This window comes from Methylococcus sp. ANG (assembly GCF_040730495.1).
In the GTDB taxonomy this organism is placed as follows: Bacteria; Pseudomonadota; Gammaproteobacteria; order Methylococcales; family Methylococcaceae; genus Methylococcus.
On record NZ_CP160399.1, the window covers coordinates 2,025,813 to 2,049,657 of the forward strand.

The 23,845-nt window shown below is 62.7% G+C and carries 22 protein-coding genes, 1 tRNA gene and 1 pseudogene; 6 read left to right on the plus strand and 18 right to left on the minus strand.

Annotated features, from left to right (window positions below; all coding sequences use genetic code 11):
- Nucleotides 1-360: 360 nt before the first annotated feature.
- The 3 genes from ABZN20_RS09715 to ABZN20_RS09725 all read left to right on the plus strand — a co-directional run bounded on the left by ABZN20_RS09715 (nucleotide 361) and on the right by ABZN20_RS09725 (nucleotide 2,335).
- Nucleotides 361-639, plus strand: a complete 279-nt coding sequence (locus ABZN20_RS09715; protein WP_367027501.1) for a hypothetical protein — start codon at nucleotides 361-363, stop codon at nucleotides 637-639.
- Nucleotides 640-1,289: 650 nt separating this feature from the next.
- Nucleotides 1,290-1,805, plus strand: coding sequence for a helix-turn-helix domain-containing protein (locus ABZN20_RS09720; RefSeq protein WP_367025613.1), 516 nt, complete (start codon nucleotides 1,290-1,292; stop codon nucleotides 1,803-1,805).
- A 26-nt stretch (nucleotides 1,806-1,831) separates the two neighbouring features.
- Nucleotides 1,832-2,335 carry a transposase family protein gene (locus tag ABZN20_RS09725; RefSeq protein WP_367027502.1) on the plus strand — a complete coding sequence of 168 codons (504 nt, stop codon included), beginning with the start codon at nucleotides 1,832-1,834 and terminating at the stop codon, nucleotides 2,333-2,335.
- A 760-nt stretch (nucleotides 2,336-3,095) separates the two neighbouring features.
- On the opposite strand, the pseudogene ABZN20_RS20075 reads toward ABZN20_RS09725, so the two are convergent.
- The 7 genes and pseudogenes from ABZN20_RS20075 to ABZN20_RS09755 all read right to left on the minus strand — a co-directional run.
- Nucleotides 3,096-3,200: pseudogene (locus ABZN20_RS20075) on the minus strand (IS5/IS1182 family transposase); the annotation flags it as partial.
- Between the two features lie 319 nt (nucleotides 3,201-3,519).
- Nucleotides 3,520-3,607 (minus strand) — tRNA-Ser (locus tag ABZN20_RS09730).
- 84 nt (nucleotides 3,608-3,691) lie between these two features.
- Nucleotides 3,692-4,537: a DNA polymerase III subunit epsilon gene (gene dnaQ / locus ABZN20_RS09735; RefSeq protein ID WP_218807683.1), complete on the minus strand. Its 846-nt coding sequence runs from the start codon at nucleotides 4,535-4,537 to the stop codon at nucleotides 3,692-3,694.
- 10 nt (nucleotides 4,538-4,547) lie between these two features.
- The gene (rnhA, locus tag ABZN20_RS09740) at nucleotides 4,548-5,039 is read right to left on the minus strand and encodes a ribonuclease HI (RefSeq protein ID WP_218808957.1); all 492 of its coding nucleotides are present in this window, start codon (nucleotides 5,037-5,039) and stop codon (nucleotides 4,548-4,550) included.
- Nucleotides 5,040-5,050: 11 nt separating this feature from the next.
- The gene (locus tag ABZN20_RS09745) at nucleotides 5,051-6,478 is read right to left on the minus strand and encodes an APC family permease (protein ID WP_218807684.1); all 1,428 of its coding nucleotides are present in this window, start codon (nucleotides 6,476-6,478) and stop codon (nucleotides 5,051-5,053) included.
- Between the two features lie 57 nt (nucleotides 6,479-6,535).
- Nucleotides 6,536-7,348, minus strand: a complete 813-nt coding sequence (locus ABZN20_RS09750) for a DUF2272 domain-containing protein (protein WP_367027503.1) — start codon at nucleotides 7,346-7,348, stop codon at nucleotides 6,536-6,538.
- A 62-nt stretch (nucleotides 7,349-7,410) separates the two neighbouring features.
- Nucleotides 7,411-9,165 (minus strand): hypothetical protein, encoded by a 1,755-nt coding sequence (locus ABZN20_RS09755; RefSeq protein WP_367027504.1) that lies wholly within the window; start codon nucleotides 9,163-9,165, stop codon nucleotides 7,411-7,413.
- 282 nt (nucleotides 9,166-9,447) lie between these two features.
- Here ABZN20_RS09755 and ABZN20_RS09760 point away from each other — a divergent pair, with 282 nt between their 5' ends.
- Entirely contained in the window at nucleotides 9,448-9,843 is a 396-nt protein-coding gene (locus ABZN20_RS09760) for a bacteriohemerythrin (RefSeq protein WP_218807687.1), read from the plus strand.
- A gap of 174 nt (nucleotides 9,844-10,017) precedes the next feature.
- Nucleotides 10,018-10,779: a DUF4239 domain-containing protein gene (locus ABZN20_RS09765; protein ID WP_367027505.1), complete on the plus strand. Its 762-nt coding sequence runs from the start codon at nucleotides 10,018-10,020 to the stop codon at nucleotides 10,777-10,779.
- Nucleotides 10,780-10,784: 5 nt separating this feature from the next.
- On the opposite strand, the gene ABZN20_RS09770 is transcribed toward ABZN20_RS09765, so the two are convergent.
- The 9 genes from ABZN20_RS09770 to ABZN20_RS09810 form a co-directional block, all read right to left on the minus strand.
- Entirely contained in the window at nucleotides 10,785-11,063 is a 279-nt protein-coding gene (locus ABZN20_RS09770; RefSeq protein ID WP_367027506.1) for an acylphosphatase, read from the minus strand.
- 23 nt (nucleotides 11,064-11,086) lie between these two features.
- Nucleotides 11,087-13,303: a bifunctional 23S rRNA (guanine(2069)-N(7))-methyltransferase RlmK/23S rRNA (guanine(2445)-N(2))-methyltransferase RlmL gene (gene rlmKL, locus ABZN20_RS09775; protein WP_367027507.1), complete on the minus strand. Its 2,217-nt coding sequence runs from the start codon at nucleotides 13,301-13,303 to the stop codon at nucleotides 11,087-11,089.
- Between the two features lie 15 nt (nucleotides 13,304-13,318).
- The gene (locus tag ABZN20_RS09780) at nucleotides 13,319-14,587 is read right to left on the minus strand and encodes a YhjD/YihY/BrkB family envelope integrity protein (RefSeq protein WP_218807691.1); all 1,269 of its coding nucleotides are present in this window, start codon (nucleotides 14,585-14,587) and stop codon (nucleotides 13,319-13,321) included.
- 18 nt (nucleotides 14,588-14,605) lie between these two features.
- Nucleotides 14,606-15,190, minus strand: coding sequence for a hypothetical protein (locus ABZN20_RS09785; protein ID WP_367027508.1), 585 nt, complete (start codon nucleotides 15,188-15,190; stop codon nucleotides 14,606-14,608).
- 22 nt (nucleotides 15,191-15,212) lie between these two features.
- Nucleotides 15,213-16,745, minus strand: coding sequence for a DUF3131 domain-containing protein (locus tag ABZN20_RS09790; RefSeq protein ID WP_367027509.1), 1,533 nt, complete (start codon nucleotides 16,743-16,745; stop codon nucleotides 15,213-15,215).
- On the minus strand, nucleotides 16,742-18,559 hold the full coding sequence (locus ABZN20_RS09795) for a glycosyltransferase (RefSeq protein WP_367027510.1): 1,818 nt from the start codon (nucleotides 18,557-18,559) through the stop codon (nucleotides 16,742-16,744). Before ABZN20_RS09795 ends, ABZN20_RS09790 begins: the two co-directional genes overlap by 4 nt.
- Nucleotides 18,560-18,724: 165 nt before the next feature.
- Nucleotides 18,725-20,362 carry a chaperonin GroEL gene (gene groL / locus ABZN20_RS09800; RefSeq protein WP_218807694.1) on the minus strand — a complete coding sequence of 546 codons (1,638 nt, stop codon included), beginning with the start codon at nucleotides 20,360-20,362 and terminating at the stop codon, nucleotides 18,725-18,727.
- Nucleotides 20,363-20,425: 63 nt separating this feature from the next.
- On the minus strand, nucleotides 20,426-20,716 hold the full coding sequence (gene groES, locus ABZN20_RS09805; protein WP_218807695.1) for a co-chaperone GroES: 291 nt from the start codon (nucleotides 20,714-20,716) through the stop codon (nucleotides 20,426-20,428).
- Nucleotides 20,717-21,035: 319 nt separating this feature from the next.
- Nucleotides 21,036-21,500, minus strand: a complete 465-nt coding sequence (locus tag ABZN20_RS09810) for a zeta toxin family protein (RefSeq protein WP_367027511.1) — start codon at nucleotides 21,498-21,500, stop codon at nucleotides 21,036-21,038.
- Between the two features lie 6 nt (nucleotides 21,501-21,506).
- Here ABZN20_RS09810 and ABZN20_RS09815 point away from each other — a divergent pair, with 6 nt between their 5' ends.
- Nucleotides 21,507-22,940: an IS1380 family transposase gene (locus tag ABZN20_RS09815; RefSeq protein ID WP_367026175.1), complete on the plus strand. Its 1,434-nt coding sequence runs from the start codon at nucleotides 21,507-21,509 to the stop codon at nucleotides 22,938-22,940.
- Between the two features lie 193 nt (nucleotides 22,941-23,133).
- On the opposite strand, the gene ABZN20_RS09820 is transcribed toward ABZN20_RS09815, so the two are convergent.
- Nucleotides 23,134-23,406 carry a hypothetical protein gene (locus ABZN20_RS09820; protein WP_367027512.1) on the minus strand — a complete coding sequence of 91 codons (273 nt, stop codon included), beginning with the start codon at nucleotides 23,404-23,406 and terminating at the stop codon, nucleotides 23,134-23,136.
- Nucleotides 23,403-23,831, minus strand: coding sequence for a hypothetical protein (locus tag ABZN20_RS09825; RefSeq protein ID WP_218807698.1), 429 nt, complete (start codon nucleotides 23,829-23,831; stop codon nucleotides 23,403-23,405). The genes ABZN20_RS09820 and ABZN20_RS09825 overlap by 4 nt, the downstream gene beginning before the upstream one ends.
- Between the last annotated feature and the right edge of the window lie 14 nt (nucleotides 23,832-23,845).

Sequence of the window (23,845 nt, forward strand, 5' to 3'; positions counted from 1 at the left end):
GCACAGCGTGAATGGCTTGTTGTTCTTCGGTTTTCTGAGGGCCCTGATCGAGTAGGTCAAGAAACCGATGGTGGTGATCCTAGACCATGCGTCGAGCCACACGGCGAAAGCGCTGGAGCCGTATGGGAGCTGCTGAAGGAAAAAGGCATGCGGTTTTACTTCCTGCCGGCCTACAGCCCTTAATTGAACCGGATCGAAATCCTGTGGAAGAAGATGAAGTACGAATGGCTGCCCTTCAGGTCCTTTACCCACGAACTAGAACAGGCCATCGACCACATCGGCGCAGGATTCGGATCGCAATACCAAATGACTTTTTGTTAGGTGCTTATCTTTATTTCTTATTCTTTAACGGAGAAGCTCATGAAAATTAAATTATTATTCTTTGCTGCCGTTTTAATTGCTTTTAACTGTTTTGCGGCCGGGAGGCTTCTCTATGAGAAGACCGAGACGTTTGGAGCTTATGGGAATTCATTACAAGATGCCCTATTGTCAGTAAACGCTCAAGCCTCTGACTGGTGTAGTAAATCTTGGGTTTCTTGTGCTTATTTTGATCCAAATAGCGCCAATTGCAACCCTACTGGAGGTGGAATTTGGTTGTGTGTCATGCCAGTCACTTTCAAAGTGTACCAAGCTCAGTAGAATAAATTTAGAAAGCGAAAACAAACCAGGACGTGTTAACGCAAAAGATGTAAGTGAAATACGATTATATCGGTTTCCAATAAGACCTAATAATAATGAAAGCCCAATTGCTGATCGATCTCTACTCCGAGGTTAGTCGCCGGAGCAATGGGTTTCGGCGACGCCTTCCTTGCGCATAAGAAAACCAATAATAGAAGCGTTGATTGTTTTATTTTGCTTCGTATGTTTAGCAACCGTGAATTTTGGGTGTGCTGCCTCTCGAGCCAAGGAATCTAACTATCTTCCACACTCAGCTCGTCGGAATGAGGATTTTTCATTGTGATTGAAAAGCGCGCAGCCTATTCAGCAATGCCCGGACGAGGCGCCAGCAGGCTCTCTCTGCTGGTTGTTGGCATAGACGGGAAGGTACACGGCAAGTGGACAACCCGTGGTCAAACATGCGTGGAATGGGTGGCCAATAAAGAAGGGATAAATCGGGAATTCATCAGGGAATGCATGAAGAACCAACACTATACGCTTAGGCAGATGACCCCGTCAGAGGCTTTGTTGTCCGGCTTTACGTTTCCGCTTGCCATTAGAGTTGCTTCCGTTGAACTAAATGGATTTGCTGTGGTATAAAATGATTAACAACAATCGAATGATGTCAGCCAATGATTTTTGAAAAGTTCATGGAAGAAACCAGTGAGCGTACCGTCAGAGCCCTGATCGGAATGAGTAAGGCTCAATTCGCCAAGCTTTGCCCTATCTTTGAGGAGGCCCATGCGGAGATTCAGCAAGAACGCGTTCAGCAAGGCGAAATAAAACGGGTACCCAAAGGTGGCCATGTGGGCTATCTCGATCGGATAGATAAGAAGCTGTTCTTCATTTTGCATTACCTCAAGACCTACTGTACTTTCGATGTCCTGGGCTTTCATTTTGGCTTCAGCTCGGGACACGCGCATCGCCATGTGGCGCAACTTCTGCCCGTGTTACGGCGCAGCCTGGCGAAACTTGATCTGCTGCCCGAGCGGGAGCTGACGACCCCGGGAGAGATGATGAAGCTGATTGAAAAACATGGAGATATCATCATTGACGGGGTGGAATGCAGTTGCGTCAGGCCGCAGGATGACGATCAGCAGAAAGCCCACTATAGCGGTAAAAAAAACGCCATACGGTTAAAACCCTAGTCATTTCGACCCTGGCACGGCAAATTTTGTTCGTTGGAAGTATCGTGGCCGGCAGTGTTCATGATTATGCGCTGATGAAGCGATGGTTCGATCCTGCCTTATCATGGTTTGACGGTGCCGATGTCTGGTTGGATTTGGGGTTCTTGGGGGCCGCTTCCGATTATGGGAATAAAGCCAGAATTCACCTGCCTCATAAGAAACCCAGAGCCTCCAAGAACAATCCTCATCCCGCGTTGGCAGATCAACAAAGGCGCGAGAACAAAAAGCAAGCGCGAACTCGCATCTCCGTCGAACACTCCATTGGAGGAATGAAGACCTTTCATTGCTTGATGCATCGCATTAGAAACCGACTCAGTCTATTCATAGATAGCTTTTTCGGGCTTGGCGCTGGCCTTTGGAATCTAAAAATTTCTTTGAAGGAGCACAAGGAAGTCGAGCGAAGCGAGCGAGTGCGACGACCCCCGCGAAGCCGTAGGCCCGGATGTTTTGTCGGAGTCCGCGGCTTCATCGCGGGCGGAGACAAAACATAAGGGAACCGACACGGCGTCGAGCCATTGTGGGAGCCTTGGCGGAGTGCGTCGCGGAGAGACGGACGAAGCCGAGGCGGACGCAGGACGGCGCGGGCCGCCGAAGGCAAAGACGTCGCCAATTTTTTGCTCCCGAGGGTGACTGGGATGTCCCGTCGGGTTTCGCAAAAAATGGCGACGCTCCAGGTAATCATGCGGTTATCATCGGAAACAACTCTATTGTTGGTTTGGCTTTCTCGTTTATGTATGACCCCCTTTATTTTGATCCATATGCGGATTTTTTTTGACGACGCGCATGCATGTCATTTCAGCGAGAAAATGAGGTTAAACGATATGGCTTTGGTTGTTTTACGCTTAGTAACTTTTGGGGCTATATTTGTATTTACGATTCTTTCTCACGTTAATGCCGATTCTTATCCGCGAGGGTATTTGCCGCCGGATGGTCAACAACAACTGGCGGCCTGCCGAGCCGAGAGAAGGCAATGCGAAATCGCGAAGTTATCTCGGTGTGATTCAGATTATATAGAATGTATCGGGCCGATATTGAGCTATGCTGAACAGTCTTGTGAGTCTGAGTGTTCCGATTGGGCATGGGACGCTTGTCTACAAACATATCCGCAAAGCGGTAAGATAATTTGTAACGATCACCCGGAATATGTTGATATGCGTGAAAAGGACTGCCTATGGAATTGTCGCAGCTATGCCAAAAAGACTTTCGATTCGATGACGGCTAAGTAGGTATGTTACCCGTGCCAGCAGAATCGGCCCGCTTGTAGGTGTCATTGACGTATCCGGCACCGCCGATGACCGTCCGGTCGCCTTCCCGCAGCAAGGTCGGCGACTGACCGATGTCCGACGCACGCGTTGGCCGGCGTAACCGAAACATTCAGTAGCAGCAACTTTCTACAAAGCGCGCTAACAGATTTCGGTAACACATGGTAACTTCCGTATAAACAACAGTCGGCTTAGCCACGGCAACCGTGATTTGCCTCGCTGGTGCTTGGCTCCGGCCTGACACGATCCCAACCAGCGATTGTGACAGGAGGGAACGCCGGCCGCGGAGAGGGGGTAGATCCATGGCCTCGCTCGTCGGGCGCCTATCTACTAGCGGTTCCCGATTCTGGACAACAAAAAACCCGCCAAGCCTTATTGCTCACGGGTTTCCTGGACTTCGTTGCGAGTTCAACTGGCGGAAGAGGTGGGATTCGAACCCACGAACGGTTTCCCGTTGCCGGTTTTCAAGACCGGTGCCTTCAACCACTCGGCCACTCTTCCATAAAAGACAAGAATCGATATCAGCGGGCTTGGGCTGCCGCTTCCGATCAGGCGGCGTAGGATACCCGATGGCGTAGCCGCGCGCTAGCTGCTGCTGCGGGACCACAGGCAGTTGCCGGAGCTCGCCTTGGCGATGGCTTCCAGGCGGGCGGCGTGGGCTTCGGCCTCTTCGGGCGTGCTGCGGATGACCCGCAGCGGCGGGCGGCTGGTGTCGACCACTCTCGGCGCCGCCTGCTCCCGTTCGACTCCGCCCACGGCGAGCCGTTCGACGGAGTTTGCCCCGAGCGGCTCGGGGTGAGCGTGGCCGAAACCCGCCGAGGGGTTCACGGCAAGCCGTTCGAGCCGCCCGTCGGCCCCGCCCGGGCCTAGAACCCCGCCGGATTCGCCGTCGGCCTCCAGTAGCATGGCGATTTGTCCGCCGGTCATCGCCAGGTAGACGTCGGCGAGGATTTCGGCGTCCAGCAAGGCGCCGTGCAGTTCCCGGCGGCTGTTGTCGACGTTGTAGCGCTTGCACAGGGCGTCCAGGCTGTTGCGCTGGCCGGGATGGTTCTTGCGCGCCATCGCCAGGGTGTCGCAGACGCCGCAGTAGTCGGCGATCCGGCCACGGTTTTCACCCAGAAGCGCGAGTTCGTGGTCGAGGAAGCCGACGTCGAAGGCGGCGTTGTGGATGATGAGTTCGGCGCCGCCGATGAAGTTCAGGAAATCGTCCGCGATGCTCCTGAACACGGGCTTGCTGGCCAGGAATTCGTTGGTCAGGCCGTGCACCTCGATCGCGCCGGCGTCGATCTCCCGCTCGGGGTTGATGTAGACGTGGAAGCGGTTCTGGGTGATCCGCCGGTTGAGCAGTTCCACGCAGCCGATTTCGATGATGCGGTGGCCGGCCTTGGGATCGAGGCCGGTGGTTTCGGTGTCCAGTACGATTTGGCGCATGGTCTGCCCTTCAGGCGGAGATTTTGTTCGATTGCAGCCGTTCGGCTCCGCTCACCGCAAGCAGTTCGTCGATGCCGCGGTTGGCGAGGCGGTCCGCAGCCTCGTTTTCGGGGTGGCCGGAGTGGCCCTTGATCCAGCCCCAGCTCACTTGGTGGCGCTGCTCCGCCTGGATCAGCCGCTGCCACAGGTCGACGTTCTTGACCGGGGTGCGCCCCGCGGTTTTCCAGCCGCGCTTCTCCCACTGCGCGACCCATTCGGTGATGCCTTTCTTCACGTACTGCGAGTCGGTGACGATTTTCACGGTGCAGGGACGGGTCAGCGTTTCCAGCGCCTGGATGGCGGCCATCAGTTCCATGCGATTGTTGGTGGTCTCGCGCTCACCGCCGTAGATCTCCCGGGTTTTGCTGCCGTAGCGCAGCAGCACGCCCCAGCCGCCGGGGCCGGGATTGCCGCGGCAGGCGCCATCGGTGTAGGCGTATACGATCCGTTCGGCTTCGCTCACGGCAAGTTCGCTCATTCCGTTCGACCCCGCTCACGGCAAGCCTCGGCCTCGCCGTTGGAGCGCCAATAGAGATAGAAGGGGATGCCCAGCAGCAGGAAGGCCAGGCCGATACCGGTTTCCGCTGGATTCTTGAAGATCATGCTGAGACAGAACAAGCCGGCGACCGCGCCGAAAATCAGCGGCACCCAGGGATAGCCCGCCACGTGGTAAGGCCGCGCCACCTCCGGCGACTTCCGCCGCAGCACGATGACGGCGAGTGCGGTGATGCCGTAGAACGCCCAGAGCCCGAAGACCGCGTAGTTGAACAGCCGGTCGAAACCGGCCCGGTCCTGACCGAAAAGGAGGATCAGGAAGCAGGCGAACAGCGCCTGGACGATCAGGGCGTTGACCGGGGCGCGATAGGCCTGATTCAGCCGCGCCAGCGGGCCGAAGAACAGCCCGTCCCGCGCCATCGCGTAGGACACCCGGGCGCCCGACAGGATCGAGCCGTTGAGCGCCGCCAGGGTCGACACCACGGCGGCGGCGGTGATCGCGGCGCCCCCCCAGTCGCCGAAGACGATCTGCGCCACGTCCTGCGCCACCCGCTCCGAGCGTTTCACCGCCTCCAGCGGCAGGGCGTAGAAATAGGCGAAATTGGCCAGCAGATAAACCCCCATCACGCCCAACAGCCCCAACAGGAACACCTTCGGGATGGTGCGCTCCGGATCGCGGATTTCCGAGCCCACCAGGGTCAGGTTGTTCCAGCCGTCGTAAGCCCAAAGCACCGCGGCCAGCGCGGCGGCGAAGGCGCCCACGCCTCGTCCGGCCCAGGCCGGGCTTTCCGGAGCGGGCCGGAAATGGTCCCAGGAACCCTTGCCGGCGCCGAATACCAACACGGCCAAAGCCACGATGGCCGCCACCTTCAGGACGGTCAGGAAGCTCTGCACCGCGCCGCCCCGGCCGACGCCGAAACAGTTGATCAGGGAGAACGACGCGACCGCCGTCATCGCGGCGAGCTGTAGCCCCGTCACTCCCCAGCCGCCCTCTCCCCACGGCAGGCGCAGCCATTCCTCCTGCAAGCCGTCGACGAAAAAGCCGAGGAATATGGCGAAGCCGGTCGCGATGGCGGCGATGGAGCCGGTCTTTCCGATGACGACCTGCTGCCATCCGAACAGGAAGCCCCACAGGGGGCCATAGGCACGGCGGAGAAAGGCGTACTCCCCGCCGGCCTCGGGAAAGGCCGCGCCCAATTCCGCATAACTGAGCGCTCCGGCCAGCGACAGCAGGCCACCGAAAACCCAGACGAAAAACGTCCAACCCACCGAGTCGACTTCGCGGGCGATGGTCGAAGGAACGAGGAAGATGGCGGTGCCGATCACCGAACCCGCCATGATGGCACCCGCGCTGGCCCAGCCCAGGGCGCGCTTCAGCTCCGGCGCGCCCGTATCCGGCGACTGCATGGCTTTATTTCCCGTGAAATGAGCGAAAGGAGCCCCCGCGGCAGGGTGCCGGACGGGTCACAACCGGTTTTCCAGGACCAGAAACCACGGACGCTGCCGCGTGGGGACGAGCATGCCGTCCTTGTTCAGCGCGACCGTGCTGCGCGAAACCGAGTTGCGGACGTTGCCGCCGATCGCATCCACGCTGCCGCCGTTGCGTTCGACCACGATGTCGCAATGCAGCTTGGTATCTTCCAGCATGTAGGTTTCCAGCGGCCGGGTCACGCTGGGCAGGCCGTAGCGCTCCCGGCTGGCGCAGATGAGGTCGCCGGGACGGGGGCTGTATTCCTTGATCGAGTGGGGGACGAAGGAGGCATACGGTCCATCGGACTTGCGGATGATCTGGCTCAGATAGACCCAGTGGGCGCTGGCCGGGGGAAACTGGCTTTCCGGCACGCCGGCCATTTCCATCACCCAGCTCACGAAGGCGGCGGACCAGGGCTGGGAACAGTTGAGTCCGGACAGCCCCGGCTTGTTCACCGCCTGCCAGTAGCGGCTGACGCGCTGGATATGGGCGTCGTCCTCGTCCTCCCAATAGCCCACATGCGGAATGCTTTCCTGGCCGCCGTCATAGATGACGCGCTGGGAGCCGAAGAACTCCCACTCGGAGTTGGCAAGCGCCAGTATCCGGCGCTTGATCGCCGACAGCGTCGGTTCCCTCACGGCAGGCTTCTCGGCCGACGCGGCCGGTTCCGTCAACGGCACGGGCTGCGTCGGCGCCTTCTTCGTGCCGCCGCAGCCGCCGATGGCGAGGCAAAAAGCCAAAGCGCAAAAGCGCAGGCTTCGCCGACCGGCGCGCCATTGACGATTTCCCTGATTCAAGCGATTCATCCCGATTTTCCAACAAGATTTCCCGATGGACCCGCTTTTCCAATCCAGCCCCGAAGCCCCCGCTAACGCGGCGGGCGCTTGGCCTCGCGGAACCAGGCCCGGTACTGCTCCATGCGCGCCGCCTGATCCGCCGGCGCGTGCCGGCTGCAGGTGGAATACTCTTCGGTTCCGCGCTCGGCACCCCAGCGCACTTCCACGCAATCGTTCGGATTATACGCAACTTCCAAGGCTTTCCGGCGCGCGAACACCTCGGCCAGCGAAAGCCGCCAGGGACTGCCGTCGCTGCGGCGGTAGACGATGTGCGCGTCGCGGAGGCGCTCGGAATCCAACCGCTCCAGCCACGCCTTGACCTCCGACGGAGACTGGCCGTGCAGGACGAACAGTTCCGGATAGCGCACCACCTGGTCGGGAAGCTGCGACATGACGTTGAGGGCGATGATCAGCCGCATGTCACGCGACGGGGTCGAATAATCCTCCCACGGGCCGATGGTCTCGAAGACCGCGCTGCCGGACGGCATGGCGATGACGGCACGGGGATTCTTCCGGAAGTACGCCTCGCCGTTTTCCACCGAAGCCACCCGCGTCTCCAACTGTTCCATCAAGGCCTCGAACATGGCCTCGTAAGCTTGCTGCGGGTCCAGCCCTTGAGGATTGATCAGCCGCCCCATTTCGGCATAGAAGTCCTCGGGCGTCAGCTCGCCCTGCTCGGCCGAAAACGGCGCGGTCAAGGCCGAGCCCGCCAGCTCCCCGTTGCCGGGAATCCGGACAGCCGCACTGGCGGACACGAGCGGCCGGAAAGCCTTGAAGCCCGGACCCGCGCCCCTCACGTCGTCGGCGAAGAGAAACGTCCCCTCCCAGAACCGCTTGCGGCTGATGGAGTTGTCGGGCTGGGCGTCCACGGCGAGCAGCATACCGTTCCGGTCCATCGACTGAGGGACCCATTTGGCGATCATGAGCACATGGCCGTAGGGGTCGGCATAGACCGTGCCCGGCCAGAGATACTCCCGCTTGAGGGGCACCGGGTAGAAATCCGTGGCGCTGTCGCGGAGGCCGGTACGGGCGCTGCCGGAGTGCACCGTATCCATCACCTTGCGGATCACCCCCGTGAATACGCCCGCCGGCGCCGGCCCCCGCGCGAAGGCATCGGCGACGTTCGCCGCCCCGCAGCGCGGCGGCTGGCTGGCCGAACCGCGGCTGCAGCCCCGGTAGGCTACGGGCAAGCCGATTTTCCAGGCGAAATAGGCGCGGAGGTAATATGGCAGGTCCGCGCAGTCGGGATCGGAGGGAATGCGCCGGTCCTCGCCCGCTCCGAAATAGTCGTACAGGAAATTGCGGGAGGGGTCCGTCAGCACCGGCTTGAGCGACGGGAGGTTGACGCTTTCCTCCAGCGGATAGTCGAACAGCGTTTCGACCCAGGCGGAAAAGAACGCCTCGGCGGCCCGGTCCCAGCGCCCCGGCAGGCCGGCCGCCGTGCCGCCGTCCACGCTCAGATCCAGGCATGCGAGTGCCCCCTCCGCGCCGCGCGCCTCCACCCGATAGCCCCCCCGCGCAGGCCGGCCGATCTCCACCGCCAGGCTCCAGGGCGGACCGCCCCGGCGCTCGGGCTCGAGCGGCAGGCTGGTTCCATCGGGAGCGCGCACGGACAGGTTCCGGATCGGCGCGTCGGCGGAAACCGCCAATATCTTCAGCGGTTCGCCCGGCACGGGAACGCGCGGCGAGACCCGGATCGAAGCGCCGGACACCGCCGACTCGCACGGCGGCAAACCGGACACCTGACCCGCCGCCGCCCCCCAGAACATCCCGGCGAGACTCAGCACGACAATCACACGACACCAGAACGCTATGAACATCGGCCACCTGTCAATTCAAGGCGCGGCGCCACCCACCGCGGTTTTCCGCCCCGATCATATCAGGGATCGGGCAACGCAAGCCGCCGGAGCGGGGAGGACCGCTTTGCGACTGAATCGTTAAAGTTTTGATCCAGATCAAATTCCGATGCGCCAGAATCCGTATAGTCCACCTCTGGGCCTTGCGCCCCAATCTGGCGCACGAGTCCCGCGTCCAGAACCCCACACACTAAAACGAGGAGGAATGAATCCATGGCATTAATGACCTGGACCGCAGCAGAGTTCGGCACCAACGTGGGCTTTGCCGACGACCAGCACAAGACGATTTTCGACATGGTCAACAAGCTGCACGATACCGCCGCCACGGGCAATCGCGCCGAAATCGGCAAGCAACTGGACGCGCTGATCGATTACGTCGTCATGCATTTCCAGGCGGAAGAAACCGAAATGCAGAAGAAAGGCTACGCCGACTTCGAGGCTCACAAAGCAGAACATGTGAAGCTCGTCGGCGTCTGCGCCGATCTGCAGAAGAAGTTCCACGCCGGTGAAGCCGAGGTGAACCAGGACACCACGCGCTTCGTCCGGGATTGGCTGGTCAATCACATCCCCAAAGTCGACAAACTCTACGGACCCTGCCTGAGCGCATAAAGAGCGCAGTCTCCCCGGCCCCGTTCCGGCGGGGCTGCCCGTCTCCCGGAGGCAGGGATGCCTCCGCTCCGCTCCGGGCCATCCCTCGGTCGCCTCTATCTCCCGAGGCCGCTTGATGGCATGATTGCGCGGCCTTGCCCCAGTCCGCCGCACTCATCGACCAGACCGCCCGACATGACCATCCTCAGCATCATTCTGATCACTGCCCTAGCCGGGCTGGCGAGTATGGGCATCCACGGCCTCATCCAACGGCGGGTGGACCACCGCAAGCTGCGCAACCACAACGATGTGGCGGCGGCCGTGTACACCAATTTCGGCGTGCTGTTCAGCCTGATCCTGGGCATCCTGGTCGGCCAGGGAGAAGAGCGGCTGGGCGATCTTTCCTCCGCCACCGTGCATGAGGCCGCCATCCTCATGGACCTCGTCAATGTGGCGGAAGCCTACAACGACAAGGTCGGGCATGCCGTCCACGCCGCCGCGGTGGGCTACGCGAACGCCGTCATCGAACAGGAATGGCCGTTGCTGGCCGAACATCAGGGTGGACGGATCAAGCGCGCGCCGCTGGAACGGTTGTGGCGGGTCAGCAATGCGATCGATCCGGCCGAGCCGCGCGGCCAGGCACTCTACGATACGACCGTCTCGATGCTGGAAAATCTGGCCGAAGCCCGCTACGAACGGATTTCCGCCGCGAACGACGATCTGAGCGACCTGCTCCGGTTCGTGCTGTGGGTGGGCGCCGCTTTCACCATCGCCTTCCTCTGGTTCTTCGGCGCCGAAAACCAGAGGGTCCAGCTCATGCTCACCGGCATCGTGACCAGCATGCTGTCATTGGTCCTGATCCTGGTGTTGTCCATGAATAGTCCCCTGTTGGGCGATCTCGGCGCGCGGCCCGAACCGTTCATCAAGCTGCTGCAGGATTTGTCCTCGCCGTCCTGAGTCCATCATTCGTCACGCAACACGGCGAACTCTACGAACTCGCCGGTGACCGCCATTTCCCGGACGTCGAGCCCGGCCACCCGCGCCAGGGGCGGACCGCGCCGGCACCAGGCCAGCAGGGCATCGACCGTTTCCGCGTCGCCCTCGGCGACCAGCTCCACCCGTCCGTCCGGAAGGTTGCGCACCCAGCCGGTCAGGCCCAGTTCCGCAGCCTTCCTGGCCGCCGACGCCCGGTACCAGACCCCTTGCACCTGTCCCGCGACATGGACGTGGACCCGTTTCATTTTTCCCGCTCGCTCCTTATTTTTCAACGCCGGCCAGCCGGCGCGAGGATGCGCCAGCACAGATGGATTTTGGGGTTGCGCTCGAAGTCCTTCGGCAAGGTGAGGCGGCTGATGTCCTCGACCACACAGCCTGCCAGCGCCGCTTCGTCCAGTTTGAACCTGCGGCAGTTGGTGGAAAAGATCAGGATGCCGCCGGGCTCGAGCAGAGACACGGCTTTCTCGAGCAGCGGCCCCTGGTCGCGCTGGATGTCGAAACTGCCTGCCATCCGCTTGGAATTCGAGAACGTCGGCGGGTCGAGGAAAATCAGGCCGTAACGGCGGCCGCGAGTGACCGCCTGATCCAGCCAGTCCAGGCAATCGGCCTGGATGCGCAGATGGTCTCGTTCACCGAAGCCGTTCAGCGCCAGGTTGCGGCCCGCCCAGTCGAGATAGGTGTGCGACATGTCGACCGTGGTGGTCGAGGCCGCGCCGCCGCCGGCCGCGTACACCGTCGCCGTGCCGGTGTAGGCGAACAGGTTGAGGAAATGCCGGCCGCGCGCCGCCTGCTGGATCAGGCCGCGGGTGATGCGGTGATCGAGGAACAAGCCGGTGTCCAGGTAGTCCTCGAAGTTGACCCAGAAGCGCCAGCCGCCCTCCTCCACCACCTGGAAATGCGCGGTCTGGTCCTGCTTGACGTACTGCGCCTCGCCCTTCTGACGCCGCCGCACCTTGAGGAAAATCTGCTCGCGCGGCACTTGCAGCACCTCCGGGATCATGGCGACCGCCCCGGCCAGGCGTGCTTCCGCCTTCGCCGGATCGACGCTGGCAGGCGCTTCGTATTCCTGCACGTGGACCCAGAGTTTCTCGCCCTGGTAGAGGTCCACCGCCACCGCGAACTCGGGCAGGTCGGCGTCGTACAGCCGGTAGCAGCTCACCCCGCTCTTGCGCGCCCAGCTTCCCAGGTTGCGCTGATTCTTGCGCAGGCGGTTGGCGAACATTTCGGCCTGTTCCGCAGGGATGGCACCGCGCCCGGCTTTTTCCATGATCTGCCGCAGCTTCTTCTGGCCTTCGGTCTCCGGAGCGCCCGAGCGGGGTGTGAAGAACCGTTCGGGCGCGATGTCGAACAGGAACAGCCGGCACTCCAGCGCGCCGTTGTAGAGGGTGTAGTAACGCCCCGCCCGTATCCCGATCTGGAAAGCCAGTTCGAAATTGCCGGTCAGCAGGGCGGCTTTCCAGCCTTGGAAATGCCGCTGCAAGGTTTCGCCGAATTCGCGGTAGACCGGGATCAGGCTCTCGACGTCGCCCAGCCGTTCGCCGTAAGGCGGATTGACCACGACCAGCCCCGCCGCCCCTTTCGGGCGCGCATCGGCGGCGGCCTTGCGTTCGACGTGGATCCTGCCGCGCAGGCCCGCCCTGTCGATGTTGTTGAGCGCCAAATGGATGGCGCGGCGGTCCATGTCGTAGCCGAGGATGGGCGGGAGGCTGGCCAGCCCGGCATCGCCCCGCTCACGGGCTTGATCCAACAGTCGCTGCCATAGCTCGAGGTCATGCCCCTTCCAGGCGAGAAAGCCGAAATACTCGCGGAACAGACCGGGAGCGATGTCCGCCGCGAGCAGCGCGCCTTCGATCAACAGGGTGCCGGAACCGCACATGGGATCGATCAGACCGCCACCCCGCGCCGCGGCCTCCGGCCAGCCGGCGCGGATCAGGACCGCCGCCGCCAGGTTCTCCTTGAGCGGCGCCGGCCCGGCTTCGGTGCGATAGCCTCGCCGATGCAGACTGTCGCCCGAGAGGTCCAGGCTGATGACGGCCTGGTCGGCCTCCAGATGCAGGTTGATGCGGATGTCCGGCTGTTCGAGCCGCACCGAGGGCCGCCGTCCGCAGCGTTCGAGGAACTGGTCGGCGATCGCGTCCTTGACCTTCTGGGCGCCGAACAAGGTATGGGTGATGGCCGAGCGGCGGGAAGAAAAGTCGACGGCAAGGGTGACCTCGGGCTCGAAGTGCCGGGCCCAGTCGGTGCGCCGCACGCCTTCGTACAGCGCCTCGGGCCTCGCCGCGGCGAAGCGGTCCAGGGGCATCAGTATCCGGTTGGCCAGCCGCGACCCCAGACAGGCGCGATAAGCCGTTTCGAGCGTGCCGCGGAATTCGACCCCGGCGCGGGTTTCCTTGACGGATTCGGCCCCCAGGCCGTCCAGTTCGCGGGCGAGCAAAGGTTCCAGACCCTTGGGGGCCGTGGCAAAAAAATCTCGGGATGTTGGCATGATGAATCGATCGAACTATTGGGGAGGGGCCGAGGTGGCCCAGTCGCGCAGGCTCGCGCCGGCCAGAGCGGCGCACAGCGAGGTCTCGGCGGCGGCCAACCCCAAGGCGACCGGCTCCGGGACCGGGAGGCCGTCCTCGTCTCCGCGCAGGGTTTCGAGCACCTCGAGCACGGCTATCGTCCCCGGATCGCGGGCGGGCAGGAAACCCGGACGGCCGTGGTCGATGGCGACGATGAAGCCGGCATGCTGCAGTAGGGCCAGCAGTTCCCCCGTCAGGACTTCCGGCAATTTGAGCGATTCGGCCAGGTCCGGGAGGCTCGGGGGTTTTTGTCCGGCCAGGAAACGCTGGACGATCAGGTACAGGACCGCCAGGCCGCTGCGCTCCCACAGGCGGTTGTCCGCCCTCGCCCTGCCCCCCGACTGGCCGATGCATTGGGGATTCTGGAAGAAAAAACTGCTTTGCGCGCCCAGCAGCACGATGAGCCAGCTCACGTACAGCCATACCATGAACAGCACCAGGATGGCGAAGCTGGAATAGACCGCATGGTATTGCGAAGACCCCGCGACGAACTTGCCGAACACCCAGCCGGCCACTTCCCACATCGCGCCAGCCACGACGCCGCCGAACAGGGCCGAGCGCAGCTTGACCCGGGCGCTGGGGATGACCCGGTAGAACAGGGTGAAGGCCAGGATGATCGCCGCATACGGCAGCACGTGATCCGCCAGGCTCCAGGCCCAGCCGGCCGCGCCTCGCCCGGAGTGGCGGCCCAGGAGTCCGGTCATGCTGCCGAAGGCCGAAAACACCAGCAGCGGACCGACCAGGGTGAAGCTCAGGTAGTCGCCGAGCCGGCGCCAGAGGCTGCGGGAAGTGCGGGTACGCCAGACATGGTTGAAGGATTCCTCGATCTTGTCCAGCATGGTGATGCTGACGTAGAACAGGAACAGGAAGCCCAGGAAACCGAGCACCCCGACCTTCATCCGCTTGACCGAGTCGATGATGGCGTCCTTCACCTGCTCCGCGTTGGGCCCCAGAGGATCGAGCAGTTCCGACAGCAAGGGCTCCAGCTCGGTGTGCGCACCGAAAGCCTTGAGCACGGAAAACGCCACGGCGAGCAAAGGGATCAGCGCCAGCAGGCTGGTATATACCAGGCTCATGGCACGGTAATCCAGCCCGCCGGCGCGGATTTCGCCCGCCAACGCGACTGCCCAGCGCAGAACGACGGTCAAGCCGCGGCGCACCGGCTCGTACGCTTCGCGGACCGGTAGCCGATAGGAAAGGTTCATCTCAAAAAATCGAATTTCTCACTCCGCCGCGGCTTCCAGATCGGGCCGGCAGCGGTACAGTTGCCGTTCGTAAGTTTGGGCGGTGGCCGCCACCTTCCTGGCGATGTTCATCAGCCGGCTCTTGGACACATAGCTGCGGCGCCGCCACCCGCCCCAGCCTTCATGATAGGCAAGATACAGGTTGTAGGCGTCGCGCTTGGGAATACCCAGCCGGCTCTGCGACTGATGCGCGTACCAGCCGATGAAGTCGGCGACGTCCGCCAGATCGTCCCGGTCGCCGCCGGAATTGCCGCTCTTCTCGGTGTAAAGGTCCCAGGTTCCGTCCAGCACCTGGCCATAGCCGTAAGCCGAGGTCGGATGCCAAAGCGGTATCCCCAGGAACCGGACCCGCGGCGGCCGCGCGTCTTCCACGAAATCCGACTCGTGCTTGATGATCGCCATCTGCACCGGAATGGGCAGCCCCCATTTCAGCTCCGCTTGGCGGGCGCCTTCGTACCAGTCGTCCTTTTCCCTGAAGATGGAGCAGATGTCGGCGGGGTTGCGGGGCGGCGCGGTGGCGCAACCCGCCAGGACCAGCAAACCCAGCACGAGCGCCTTCTTCATGGGTTCTTGGGCGAAGCCGCCGTCAGCGACGTTTCTTTGCCGGCTTGGCTTCCGTCTTCCGGGCCTTCGAACCGTGTCTGCCGGAAGCCTTGGAGGCGGAGGAGCCGCCCTTCCCTTTCCGCGAGCCGGCCGTCCCGATCTTGGCCTTGTGGGCCGGGCCGGACTTGGCCGCCGGCTTGGCCCGCGCCGTGGTCCCGCCGCTGTCCGCCGAAGGCTGGCCCGCTGGCGGTCGGACGGGCGCTGCGGATTCGGCGATGTCGGCCGGCGGGTAAACCGCCACCAGCTTGCCAAACTGCCGGTAATGCAAGGCCTCCAGCACCATGGCATTGGTGTTGGCGCTCAGCACGCGGTTGGGGCGATCCTTGGCTTCGTACCAGCCGCCATACCAGCCCTGCTCCGGATCGAACAGGCCCGCCGCTTTTTCCGCCAGTTGCCGGCCATAGCCCGCATCGTACAGGACATGCCAGCCGACGGCATCGCCTGCGCTCAAGAAGCGGAAGTCCGAAGCCTCCCTGGCGTCCGCCGTGAGCGTCTGCCACGGCCTGGTCCCGGCGTACACGGCGTTGTAGACGAAATACGGCGCCTCGTCGACGGGACCGGAACTGGCCGCCGTCAACTTGCCGGTCGCCTTGAACCGGTTTTCCTGGGCGCGGAATATGCGCCAGGCGTCCTCCCGTCCGCTACGGTCCCAGCCGAATTCCAGCCCTTCGAGAATATAGGGCTCGCCGACGGTGTAGTTGCGGGTGGAAAATTTTTCCGGCGGCCGCTGGTCGACCGGAACCCGCACCCCCTGGACCTTGGCGTAGCCGTACGAGGCCGCGGTTGCCGGCACGCCACCCCCCATCAGCGCGAGAGCCTTCGCCGCATAGGTTTCGTAAGCCCCCCGGCCTTCCTGCGAATACTCCGCCCGGCCCTGCGCGTCGACGACCGCGCCGGTCAGCACGCCTTCCCGCACCAGCCGGTCCAGCCGCCAGCGCCGCACCACGGCGCTCGCCTCGGCGGCATGGCCCGGATGGTTCCAGACGATGACGTTCAGCGGCACCAGCACCCGGGCGATATCGACCGCCGACCAGCCGACGCCCTGGTCCGAGGGCAGACCTTCGGCATCCGCCATCCCGAGGGTTTCGGTGAGATAGAAGCGGTTGGGGAGTTCGCCCTGGAACAAGGGTATCCTTGCCAGGCCGTTCAGGGCCCGGCCCAGCCGCTGGTCGAACTCGGCACGGTCGATGACGCCGAGGCGATAGGCGGAAATCATGGCGAGCAGATGGGAGCCCGTGTCCCACAGCGTGGTGACGGAACGGCCGTCGGCCGCATTGGCCAGCCCCGTCTCCTCCCGCGAATTGCGCTGGAAATAGCGCCAGGCGGCCCGAGCCCAGCGGGTCTCTTCCTCGGACAAGGTGCCGTGGCGGGAGGCGGGTATTTCCCCGGCGGGAAGCGGCGGCGGCACGGGGCGGGAAGGCGTCTCCAGCCACGACACCAGCGCGGCCGCGGTCAGGAGACCCAGGATCACCACGAGATGCTGGCGTGCGGCGAGTAATGCGCTCGGAAAGCTCATGCCTGGACCTCTTGCGCGTCAGATGGTTCGACGGGAACGTTCCGTGCCGAGAGGCTCACGGTGCCCGACAGCAGAACGACGTTGTAAAGCCCCCACAGGCCGTTGGCGAGGAGGCCGCCCGGGTCCGCGTGGCTGCCGAAGGCCAGGCGTACCAGGGCGAAAAACATCCCGCCCAGCGTCAAAGCCGTGGCCGCGATGCGGAATTCGGCCAGCCGGGACAAATCGCGCGCCCGGTTGCTTCTCGAAACCGTGGGAAACCGCCGCCCCCGCAGCACCGACCACAAGGCATGCAGATCCACCGGCAGCAGGGCCAGCGACGCGGCCCGCTGCCGGAAACAGGACACGCCCCAGGTACCCGTCATCATGGCAAGCTCCGCAGCCAGCAGGAACGGCAGGAGATGGACGAAAAACCGCGGGGAATAAGCGGCGACCGGCGCGATGCCGGTGTACAGAAAAACGATCGGCGCCAAGAGGAAAACCGAGTGCCACAGGGAGCCGAAGCAGGACCAAAGGATCTGGGCATACAGGAGCCGCTGCGACAGGCTCAGGCCGCGGGAAAAAACGGGGTTGTCGCGCAGCGCGATTTCCATGAGCCCCAGGGTGCGGCGGAAACGCCGGGCGACCGCATCCCGCGAAGTCTGCGGCGAGAGCATCTTCGACTCGATCCGGGGATGCAGCACGGAACCCCAGCGCCGGTTGCGGCAGCCGTGGAGCACCATGGACACGTAGAAATGTTCGGATTCGCGCAGATGATACGGCGCCACGCCGGCATCCGCCGCCGCCTGGCGCGTCACCGATTCGACGAAATCGGCACGGCATTCCCGGTCGCTGATCCCCTTCGCGAACCGGCCGACCTCCTTGCCCACCCGCCGGGCGCGCGCCAGATCCACCGCCTCCGCGAGCGCGTCGCTGCGGTAGACGGCGCCCGCGCCGCACGAATAGGCCGCATCGGCGCGGTCGCGCCGGCGCTGGATCACGCCGAAAAACATGGTTGGATCGCTGCCGAACGGGTCCCTGCCGATCCGTATCGGTCCCGCCGCCGCCTCGCACGCTTTTCCGACCGCCAGGCCCGTGGGGCCGAAACGGCGGCCCAGGACATCGCCCAGCGGGGTGCCTTGGGGGATGTCGTCATACCACTGCGGCGTCTGCACCCAGGCCACGTCCGGATCGCGGAAATACCCCAAGGTATGTTCCAGAAAGGAGGGAAACAACCGGGTGTCGGCATCGCAGAACACGATGAAATCCCCTTGTGTCTCCTCGACGATCCGGCGCAGATTGTGCGTCCCCAGGCCGTCCCGCTCCTCCGGCACGATGTAGGCCACTTCCAGGGACTCCGCAAGCTGCTTCATGGCGGGGCGGCGGCCCGCATCATAGAGATGCAGCCTTATGTCGATCTGATAGGGATAATTCAGCTTTTTCGCATCTTCCAGGCTTTGGCGGACCAGGGCCGCATCCTCGTCGCAGGTCGCGACACACACATCCACGGCCAGCGGCCGGTGGGGCGCGGCGAGATCCGAAACGCACTCGGAGATCCAGTAAGGCGCCGGCCGCGAGGGCCGATCGGCGGTCCGCCACAAATTGTAGGCGAACAACGCCCAAGCGAGATAAGCGCAGCTTTCGGCAAGAACCACTGGCACCGAGAACCACAGCGCGTGCTCGTTCAGGGAGGCAGTCCAGCGCCAGGCCAGATACCAGGCCCCCAGGATCAGCGCGATGGTCGCCAGGTACTGGTAAAGCGACTCGCGCCACGGCGACCGGGGTAGCGGCTCAGGCGCCTGGCGCTCCTCGAACCTTTCGAAATTATGCCCCATCATGTTGCCCCGCAGTTCAGATCGGCCCGGCAATTCGGCCCGCCGTGATAGTAAGGCAGAACCGCCAGGGCCGGAAGCTCATCGGCCGCCCCATAAAAAGGAAAAGGCCCCACCCTGGCGGGTGGGGCCTTTCCCAAGACCTTGGAACGGCTATAGCGAGCCTTAGGCTTACATCATGTCGCCCATGCCACCCATACCGCCCATGCCGCCCGGCATCGGAGCCTCTTCCTTCGGCTCCTCGGCAACCATGGCCTCGGTCGTGATCATCAGGGAAGCGACGGAAGACGCGTTCTGCAGGGCGGAACGGGTCACCTTGGCCGGGTCGAGAATGCCCATGGCCACCATGTCGCCGTACTCGCCGGTCGCGGCATTGTAGCCGAAGTTGCCGGAACCTTCCGCGACCTTGTTCAACACCACCGAAGGCTCGTCACCCGCGTTGGCGACGATCTGGCGCAGCGGCTCTTCCATGGCGCGGCGGGCGATGCTGATGCCGACGTCCTGATCGTGGTTGGCGCCCTTGAGGTCGCCCAGCTTGGCCAGCACCCGGATCAGGGCTACGCCGCCGCCCGGAACGATGCCCTCTTCGACCGCCGCGCGGGTGGCGTGCAGCGCATCTTCCACGCGTGCCTTCTTTTCCTTCATTTCGACTTCGGTGGCCGCACCGACCTTGATGACCGCGACGCCGCCGGCCAGCTTGGCCAGACGTTCCTGCAGCTTCTCACGGTCGTAGTCGGACGTGGTGTCCTCCACCTGCTTGCGGATCTGCGCCACGCGGCCCTGGATGGCCTCGCTGGAACCCGCGCCGTCGATGATGGTGGTGTTTTCCTTGGTGATCTGGACCTTCTTCGCGGTACCCAGATCCGCCAGGGTCGCCTTTTCCAGGCTCAGGCCGATGTCTTCGGAGATGACGGTGCCGCCGGTCAGCACGGCGATGTCTTCCAGCATGGCCTTGCGGCGGTCGCCGAAGCCCGGTGCCTTCACCGCCGCGACCTTCAGGATGCCGCGCATGTTGTTGACCACCAGGGTGGCCAGGGCTTCGCCCTCGACGTCCTCGGCGATGATCAGGAGCGGACGGCCGGCCTTCGCCACACCTTCCAGCACCGGCAGCAGTTCGCGGATGTTGGAGACCTTCTTCTCGTTGATGAGAATGAACGGGTTCTCCAGCTCGGCGCTCATGCTCTGCTGGTTGTTGATGAAATAGGGGGACAGGTAGCCACGGTCGAACTGCATGCCCTCGACGATGTCGAGCTGGTTTTCCAGGCCCGAGCCGTCCTCGACGGTGATGACGCCTTCCTTGCCCACCTTGTCCATCGCCTCGGCGATGATGCTGCCGATGGATTCGTCGGAGTTGGCGGAAATGGTGCCGACCTGGGCGATCGCGTTGCTGTCGGTGCAGGGCACGGACATGGCGTGGATTTCCTCGACCGCGGTGGCGACGGCCTTGTCGATGCCGCGCTTCAGGTCCATCGGATTCATGCCGGCGGCGACGGCCTTCAGGCCCTCGGTCAGGATCGACTGCGCCAGCACGGTGGCGGTGGTGGTGCCGTCGCCGGCCACGTCGGAAGTCTGCGAAGCGACTTCTTTCACCATCTGGGCGCCCATGTTCTCGAACTTGTCGGACAGCTCGATTTCCTTCGCCACGGACACGCCGTCCTTGGTCACGGTGGGAGCGCCGAAGCTCTTTTCCAGCACCACGTTGCGGCCCTTCGGACCCAGGGTGACTTTCACCGCGTGCGCCAGGATGTTGACGCCCCGCAGCATGCGGGCGCGTGCGTCGTCGCTGAACTTGACTTCTTTAGCTGCCATTTGGATTTACCTGCGATATTGATGATTGATAAGGGCTTGGGAATCTGCGAGCGGAGCTAAAGATCAGCTCTCGAGAACGGCCAGGATGTCGTCCTCACGCATCACCACCACATCTTCTCCGTCGACCTTGACCTCGGTGCCGGCGTACTTGCCGAACAGGACCTTGTCACCCACCTTGACCTGCAGTGCGCGCACCTCGCCGTTGTCGAGCACCTTGCCGTTGCCGACGGCCAGGACTTCGCCGCGCATGGGCTTCTCCGCAGCGCTGTCGGGAATCACGATTCCGCCTGCGCTGGTGCGTTCCTCTTCCAGACGTTTAACGATGACACGGTCATGCAAAGGACGAATTTTCACGGTAATCTCCTGAATTCCTGATGAAATCGGCTGAAATTCCAAGGGCGCTCCCGACACGGCTGTTAGCACTCCCTTGAAGCGAGTGCCAAATGATAGCCGTGGACGGATTGGTGTCAAGCGGTCGGGCAATCCTGGTCGTCTCCACAAGCTTTCAGATGCGGTGGAGCGTCTTCGCCTACCGCCATCGGACCGTTATCGGACCAAACGATGGCGTACTGACCGAGACGGCGTTTGCGTTCCAGCGCCTTTTCGACCGCACGGCGCAAACAGTCGAGAGTTGCCTGGGTCTTCGGGTCGATTGTCGGTGATGGTTGATCCGTCATGGCTGAGCCTCGCGTTGAAGCAATTCGAAATATTCCGGGATAAACACTTGGCGCAGGGCTCCGCATCGTCTGAAAACCAGTTCGGGCTGTTTGCCGCTGTTCATAAAACAGAGCGCCTGATTCGCCAACGGAGAGAACAGGTGCAGGAGATTGTGCAGGCTGCGAGGAAAACGGCGTGTTATGTCGGCCACCGGAATGTCATGCCCGCCGTGGGCGACTCGCTCGGCCACCCGCAGCCGCGATGTTTCGGCGCTTGGAAGTGCCAAATAAATCAACTCCACCTGCCAACCCTCTGCCTGCAAACGCCGAATCAATTTCACGTAACTGCGCCCTGCCAAGGTCGTTTCGAAAGCGAAGCTCTGTCCTGCAGAAATACAACCTGAATCCGTGCTCCCACCCTCTAAATAATTCATAACATATTGAATCCATTGTATAATTAGCCCATTTTCGATGTCACCCATTTGATCATGCCGCGCTTTGAAGTCAAGCAATCCAGCAAGCTGCAACTGACCTCGTATTCCGGCCTGGCGCTGATTGGCCAGTGCTGCCAGGCGGCGCAGGTGGAGGCGGTCATTGATCCGAAGATTCCGGTGTCGCAAGGCATGCGCACCTCGGACATCGTCAAGAGCGTGGTCGGGTTGTTGAGTCTGGGCAAGAGCGACTTCGAAGCCATCGAGCCGTTTCGGGAGGACCGCTTCTTCAAGGAGTCGCTGGGGCTGACGAAGGTGCCCGGAGCCGTGTGGCTGCGCCAGCGTCTGAATGCCAAGGCGGAAGCCATCCGCGATCTGGCCGATGAGCTTTCCCTGAGGCTGCTGGAGCGAGCCGAGGCGCCGATCACGCCGCACAAGGGCTATGTCTGCTGCGACATTGATACCTTCGCCATGGACAATAGTGGCACGAAGAAGGAAGCGGTGTCGCGCACCTATCAGGGCTTCGACGGTTACACGCCGATTGCCGCCTATCTCGGCAACGAAGGCTGGAACACCGGGCTGGAACTGAGGCCAGGGTCCCGCCACTCGGCGTTCGAGACGCACTACTTCTACGAGCGGCTGTTTCCGCGCATCGAACGCCTGGTCAAACCGGATCAGCCCGTGCTGCTGCGCGAGGACAGCGGTTTCGACGGCGCACAGCTCCTGTTCGCCAAGGCCGCGGAGCGAGACCGGCAAGCCGCGCTGGGGCGAAGCCTCGACTTCATCTGCAAGTGGAACCCCCGCAAGCAGGACAAGGCGGCCTGGGTGGCGCGCGCCGAGGACGCGGGCGCCTTTGCCGAGACTCGCCCCGGTAAGCGCGAGGCCCTCCTGTCGCTGGACATCGAGCGCGCCTGGCACAAGGAGAAGCGCTCCTTCCGCCTGGTCGCCAGGGTCGTCGAGCGCACCATCGACAAGAAGGGCCAACACCTGCTGGCCCCGGAGGTCGAACTGGAAGGCTGGTGGACGACGCTCTCCTGTTCCGCCGAGGAAGTGATCGAACTCTACCAGCACCACGGCATGCATGAGCAGTTCCACTCCGAGTTGTTCGGCTCCGCCGAATCCTTCGCTTCGCTCAGGACCGCCACTGCGTGGCGTCCTGCGCCCTTCGGGCTTGTCAAGACCGACCTCGACCTGGAACGGCTGCCCTCGGGCAAGTTCGACACCCACGACGTGATCCTGCATCTGGCGGCCTTCGCCTACAACTGCCTGCGTCTCTTGGGACAGATCGGCCTGACTGGCGAGATTGCGCCGATCCGTCATCCGGCCAAGCGCCGCCGCATCCGGACCGTGCTGCAGGAGATCATGTACCGGGCGGCGAAGTTCGTCGCCCATGCCCGCCGGCTGATCCTCGATTTCGGCCGTGGCGTGGCGGCAAACGTAGCCGTGTTCGTGATGCTTCAGAATCGGCTGTGGGCGGCGGCGTCCGGATGACGGGAAATGCCTGCCGCACGCCTCGAATCCCTGATTCCGGAACCCCGGAAGGGACAGTCTCGCGCAGGGAGCGGAAAATGAGCTGACGATAAGCGCACGCCAAGCAGATTGGCCCCGAAACCCCGGTCGAACGTTCCCCGGATCGCCGGTAGCGAGGGCAAATCCCAAGGGAGAGCGCTCGAAATTCATGCGTTCAGGCCCGATGGGAAGGTGTAAGCCGAGGGGAACACGGATTCAGGATACAAGCTTCAATTTCACCCAGGAACAAGCGGCTGGCGGCGAGCAGCTGAAGTTCGGGCGCCAACGGCGACAGGCCGGCGGCGATCAGATCGGCATTGATGAAATGCCGGCAATGCGCAACCCGAGGCAGATACTCCAGCGCGAAGGTGGTTTTCCCCGCACCATTCGGCCCGGCGATGTTCCAGCAGGTGGGCGGTTGCTTCATGCCCGGACCAGAAGAACTCATGTCACCAATCCCAATTCGGTTTGCCAGGCATCCAGCCGGGCCTTATCCAGTAAGGCATCGAACACGGTTCGATGCACTTCATAATGCGGTCTGGTGGGCGACAGAACGGCTTGTTCTGTTTTGATATGGGAGACGATCTCGGCTTGGGTATAACGTGGCTGATGTCTGGCGCCAGCCTGGCGTTTGCCGGAGAGTTCATCACGGGATGAGCGCTTGGCCTCAACGACAGCAAGCGGCTTGCCGTCCGAGCCCAGCAGAACATAATCGGCAAACTGATACTGACCGTAGGCACCCTCGGGTTCCGCGGCCTGCAACATGACCTCTTCGAGAAGCATCTTGCGGTGCTTGGACCATCCCGCGCGAACGAGTTGGGCATCTATCAGATCGGCATGTGTAACGGACTCGATGCGATCGAGGTTAGTCAAGAATCCCCTCTATC